Raw genomic sequence first — 1,185 nt, 5'->3', positions numbered from 1 at the left:
CACTAAAGTGGACTAAAAATCGCCGCCTTTGGGGCGCGTAGCGCTCCCGCACCGTGCGGCCAGCGCCGCACCGCCCGCTCTTTGGAGGCGGCTCCGTCCGGGCCGTGGCCGGACCAGCGTGCGGTGCACGCCACCCGCGCGGCCCACCGAAAGCCCTGCCCTCCATGAACACCCCCCCTGACCCCTGCGCCCATCTCGCCGGTGCAAGACATCGTGGCCGAGATGCGCGCCGGGCGCATCGTCATCCTCGTGGACGAGGAAGACCGCGAGAACGAAGGCGACCTGGTCCTGGCCGCCGACCACGTCACCCCCGAGGCCATCAACTTCATGGCGCGCTTCGGCCGCGGCCTGATCTGCCTGACCCTCACCCGCGAACGCTGCGAACTGCTGAAGCTGGCCCCCATGGTGGCCCGCAACGGCACCAAGATGGGCACGGCGTTCACCGCCTCCATCGAGGCGGCGGAGGGCGTGACCACCGGCATCTCCGCCGCCGACCGCGCCCGCACCGTGCAGGCCGCCGTGGCGCGCACGCCGTGGCCGCCGACCTGGTGCAGCCCGGCCACATCTTCCCGCTGCAGGCGGTGGACGGCGGCGTGCTCATGCGCGCCGGCCACACCGAAGCCGGCTGCGACCTGGCCGCCATGGCCGGCTGCAGCGCCAGCGCCGTGATCTGCGAGGTGATGAAGGACGACGGCACCATGGCCCGCCTGCCCGACCTGCAGATCTTCGCGGCCGAGCACGGCCTCAAGATCGGCACCATCGCCGACCTCATCGAATACCGCAGCCGCAACGAATCGCTGGTGCAGAAAGTGGGCACGCGCCCGCTGCAGACCGCCTTCGGCGAGTTCACCGCCCACGCCTTCCGCGACGAACCCAGCCAGGCCGTGCACCTGGCGCTCGTCAAGGGCCAGTGGGGCCCGGACGACAGCGTGCCCGTGCGCGTGCACGAGCCCCTGTCTGTGCTGGACGCGCTGGAGGTCAACCGCTCCATGCACTCCTGGGGGCTGGACAGCAGCCTGCAGTACATCGCCGCCCAAGGCCAGGGCGTGGCCGTGCTGCTCAACTGCGGCGAAAGCGCTGAGCAGTTGCTGGAGCAGTTCGAAGGGCGCGCCCGCTCGGCCCATGCGCCCGAACGCGGCCGCATGGACCTGCGCACCTACGGCGTGGGCGCGCAGATCCTGCGCG

At 71.5% G+C, this 1,185-nt stretch carries 1 pseudogene; it reads left to right on the top strand.

Features of this window, described 5'->3' with window-relative positions:
• Nucleotides 1-222: 222 nt before the first annotated feature.
• Nucleotides 223-1,185 (top strand): annotated as a pseudogene (gene ribBA, locus AC27KI_RS25305) (bifunctional 3,4-dihydroxy-2-butanone-4-phosphate synthase/GTP cyclohydrolase II); the annotation flags it as partial.

The organism is Acidovorax sp. KPB24-03 (genome assembly GCF_057546605.1).
The sequence above is the reverse complement of the archived record's forward strand: the minus strand, read 5'-3'. Positions and strand labels throughout refer to the sequence as shown.